At 77.0% G+C, this 3,798-nt stretch carries 3 protein-coding genes; 1 reads left to right on the top strand and 2 read right to left on the bottom strand.

Features of this window, described 5'->3' with window-relative positions; genetic code table 11:
- On the bottom strand, window positions 1-539 hold a 539-nt coding region (locus AA75_RS52335), incomplete at its 3' end, for a phosphatase PAP2 family protein (protein WP_033822346.1).
- Window positions 540-780: 241 nt separating this feature from the next.
- Window positions 781-2,292, bottom strand: coding sequence for an MFS transporter (locus AA75_RS24320; RefSeq protein ID WP_233289168.1), 1,512 nt, complete (start codon window positions 2,290-2,292; stop codon window positions 781-783).
- 210 nt (window positions 2,293-2,502) lie between these two features.
- Between AA75_RS24320 and AA75_RS24315 the strand changes: the two genes are divergently transcribed.
- On the top strand, window positions 2,503-3,579 hold the full coding sequence (locus AA75_RS24315; RefSeq protein WP_033822345.1) for an NAD(P)-dependent oxidoreductase: 1,077 nt from the start codon (window positions 2,503-2,505) through the stop codon (window positions 3,577-3,579).
- Window positions 3,580-3,798 lie beyond the last annotated feature (219 nt).

Genomic DNA, 3,798 nt, shown 5'->3' with positions numbered 1-3,798 from the left:
GCCGGCTCGGTGCCGCGCAGCGGCCACCAGCGCAGGGTGAGGGCGGCGAGGCCGGCACCGAGGGCGGCGCCGGCTAGCACGTCGCCCGGGTAGTGCACACCGACGTACACCCGCGAGGCGATCACGCCGGCCGCGACCGGCGCCACCACGAGGCCGAGCAGCGGCGCTTCGAGGGCCACCCCGGTGGCGAAGGCCGCGGCGGAGGCGGAGTGCCCGGAGGGGAAGGAGGTGGTGGCGGGCTGGACCAGCAGCCGGCGGACGGCCGGGACCTGGTCGATGACCGGGCGCGGGCGCCGGGTGAGGCCCTTGGCGACGATGTTGGCGGACACCGAGGCGAGGGCGAGGGCGCCGACGCCGCGCAGTGCGGCCCGGCGGGCGGTGCGGTCACCGGTGGCGGCCAGGGCGGCGGCGGTGCCCAGCCAGAGCACGCCGTGGTTGGCGGCCCTGGTGAGTCTGGGCAGCACGGGGTGCGCGCCGCGCAGGCGGCTCAGCGCCACCCGGTTGAAGAGCCTGCGGTCGAGATCGTTGATCGCTCGCATGGGGCGAGCCTACGGCGGAGCGGGCCGCCGCGTCACCGACGCCCCGGCGGCGGGCGCTGTCTGATGGCGGCTCGGGGCGGTGGCGGGGGCAGGCGCGGGTGGCTCAGTCGGCGGGTCGGCCGCCGAACGGCCGGACGGTCCGACGGTCGGCTGCCGGGCCTGGCCTGCGGCGGAGCTTCGGGCCGAGCCGGGCCCGGATCGGATCCCGCACTGGCCGTCGGGCCGGTTGCCACACCGGTCGTCAGGACGGATCCGCGCCGGTTCTCGGGCCGGACCCCGGGTCGGGCTCCGGGTCGGTCGTCGGGCCCGGCTTCGGGCCGGTTCTCGGGCCGCGTCCCCGGCCGTCCGTCTGGCCGGATTTCGGGCGGGGGATGCAGAGGTACGCGAGGGTGGCCGCCAGCAGGTAGGCGGCGGCGCCGACGGCCATGCTGGTGCGCACTCCGGTGGTGAGGTCGGCGGCGGAGGCGAGGAGCGACCCGCCGAGGGCGACCCCGGCGGCGCTGCCCACCTGGCGGGCCGTGTTGAACAGGGCCGAGACCGTACCGGCGTAGCCCGGCGGGGCGGCCGCCATCACGGTGGTGGTGGAGCCGGTGAGGGCGAAGGAGGTGCCGAAGCCGGCCGCCGTCATGGGCGCCACCAGCAGCGGGTAGGCCGGGTCGGGTCCGGCGGCGGCCCAGCCCGCCAGTCCGGCCGCCGCGACCGCCATGCCGGTGATCACCAGGGGGCGGTCGCCGGTGCGGTGGGCGAGCCGTCCCGACAGCGCCGAGGCGAACATGGTGACGGCGACCGCCGGGAAGAGCGCGAGTCCGGTGCGCAGTGCGCTGTAGCCGCGCTGGTGCTGGAAGTACAGGCTGGCGGTGAAGAGCATGCCGTAGTAGGCGAAGTTGAAGAGCAGGCCGATGACCGTCCCGCCGCTCAGCGCGCGTGAGCGCAGCAGCGGCAGCGGGAGCACGGGGGTGGCGGCCAGGTGTTCGCGCAGGACGAAGCAGCCGGCGGCGGCCAGGCACAGGGCGGCGCCGATCAGTACCAGCGGGTCCGACCAGCCCAGCCGGCCGGCCTCGTTGAGGACCGCGACGAGCAGGGCGACCGCCGCGACGACGGCGGCCTGCGCCGGGGTGTCGAGGCGGCGGTCCGGGTGGCGCGGGGAGGGCGCCACGGCGCGCCGGACCAGGGCGAGGCAGGCCAGGCCGACGGGCAGGTTGATGAAGAACACCCAGCGCCAGCCGAGGGTGGTGACCAGCAGTCCGCCCAGCAGGGGGCCGGCGGAGGCGGCGACCCCGGCGACCGAGCCCCACAGGCCGAAGGCGCGGGAGCGTTCGGCGGGTGAGGGGTAGGCCTGCTGGAGCAGGGCGAGGGAGCCGGGCACGATCAGGGCCGCGCCGAGCCCTTCGAGGAGCCGGGCGGCGACCAGGACGCCGGTGGTCGGCGCCAGTCCGCAGCCGGCCGAGGCGGCGGTGAAGACCGCGACCCCGGTGCAGAAGACGCGGCGGTTGCCCACTCGGTCCCCGAGGGCTCCGCCGGTCAGCAGCAGGCCGGCGAAGACCAGGGTGTAGCCGTCGGTGATCCACTGGATGCCGGTGAGCGAGGCGGACAGCTCGCGGCCGACCGCGGGCACGGCGACGTTGACGATGGTCACGTCCAGGATGACCATGAAGTAGCCCGCGCAGATCGCCAGCAGCGGGACCGACGCCCGGAGCGCGTCCCGGCGGTGCCGGGAGGGCCGGGCCGCCGGGCTCGGACGGGCGTCGCGCACTCGGCTCCTCCCGGCGGGCTGCAGGTGTCGGACATTCCCTCCCGTACCGCACCATACCGCCGGCCCGTGGGCGGCCCGGCTCCACCGCTCCGACCGGCCCGGCCGCCGGCCACCGGTCATCGCTCGCCATCACAGTGCTGCGTCTTACGGACATCTGACGGAGTGCCGTCGTGACCGTTCGGCGCCGGGCGGGCCGGTTAGCGTCGGGGCATGGAGATTCTGCTCACCGGCGGTGCCGGCTTCATCGGGTCCCGGATCGCGGCGCAGCTGACGGCGGCCGGCCACGGTGTCCGGGTGCTGGACGCGCTGCTGCCCGCCGTCCACCCCGGCGGCCGGCCGGCGCTGCCCGACGGCGTGGCCTTCTGGCACGGCGACGTCCGGGACCGCGCGGTGGTCGACAACGCGCTGCACGGGGTCGACGCCGTCTGCCACCAGGCGGCGATGGTGGGCCTCGGACTCGACCTGGACGACGCTCCCGAGTACGTGGGCTGCAACGACCTGGGGACGGCGGTGCTGCTGTCGGCGATGGCCCGGGCCGGGGTGCGGGACCTGGTGCTGGCCGGGTCGATGGTGGTGTACGGCGAGGGCGCCTACCACTGTGCCGTGCACGGGCCGGTGGCGCCGGGGCCGCGCCGGGAGGCGGACCTGGACGGGGGCCGGTTCGAGCCGCCGTGCCCGCGGTGCGGCGCGCCGCTGGCGCCCGGGCTGGTCGGCGAGGACGCCGCGCTGGACCCGCGGAACGTGTACGCGGCCTCGAAGGTCGCCCAGGAACTGCTCGCCTCGGCCTGGGCCCGGGCGTGCGGCGGCCGGGTGCTGACGCTGCGGTACCACAACGTGTACGGCCCGGGGATGCCGCGCGACACCCCGTACGCGGGGGTGGCGTCGCTGTTCCGCTCGGCGCTGGCCCGCGGCGAGGTGCCGCAGGTGTACGAGGACGGCGGGCAGCGGCGGGACTTCGTGCACGTCGACGATGTCGCGGCGGCCAACCTGGCGGCGCTGGCCGCAGTCGCCGGGCGGCCGGCGGGCACTTCGCGGGCGTACAACGTGGGCAGCGGCGCGGTGCACACGGTGGGCGAGATGGCGGCCGCGCTGGCCGCGGCGTACGGCGGTCCGCCGCCGCGGGTGACCGGCCGCTACCGGCTGGGCGATGTACGGCACGTGACGGCGGACTCCGGGCGGCTGCGGGCGGAGCTCGGGTGGCGGCCTGCGGTGGAATTCGCCGCGGGGATGGCCGAGTTCGCGAAGGCGCCGCTGCGCGGCGAGCCGCAGCAGGTACCGGCGCTCTGACGCGGGACCGGGCTCCGGAGGGCTGACGCGGAGTCGGTTCTTCCCTGCTCGGCCGTCCCCGCGGACCGGTACGGTCGTCCCTGACCGGGCCCGGATCCGGGCCGGCAGGAGGGGCTGGGTGGGGTTGGGATGGGCATGGAGGCGCTGGAACCGGAGGATCCGCGGCAGCTCGGCGAGTACCGGCTGTTGCGGCGGCTCGGCGCGGGCGGCATGGGCCGG

Origin of the sequence: Kitasatospora sp. MBT63 (genome assembly GCF_000710465.2) — a bacterium.
GTDB lineage: Bacteria > Actinomycetota > Actinomycetes > Streptomycetales > Streptomycetaceae > Kitasatospora.
The sequence above is the reverse complement of the archived record's forward strand: the minus strand, read 5'-3'. Positions and strand labels throughout refer to the sequence as shown.

What these genes read in the sequence shown, in the direction of transcription:
- AA75_RS24315 (WP_033822345.1), top strand. Translation starts at nt 2,503, where the DNA reads ATGGAGATTCTGCTCACCGGCGGTGCCGGCTTCATCGGGTCCCGGATC.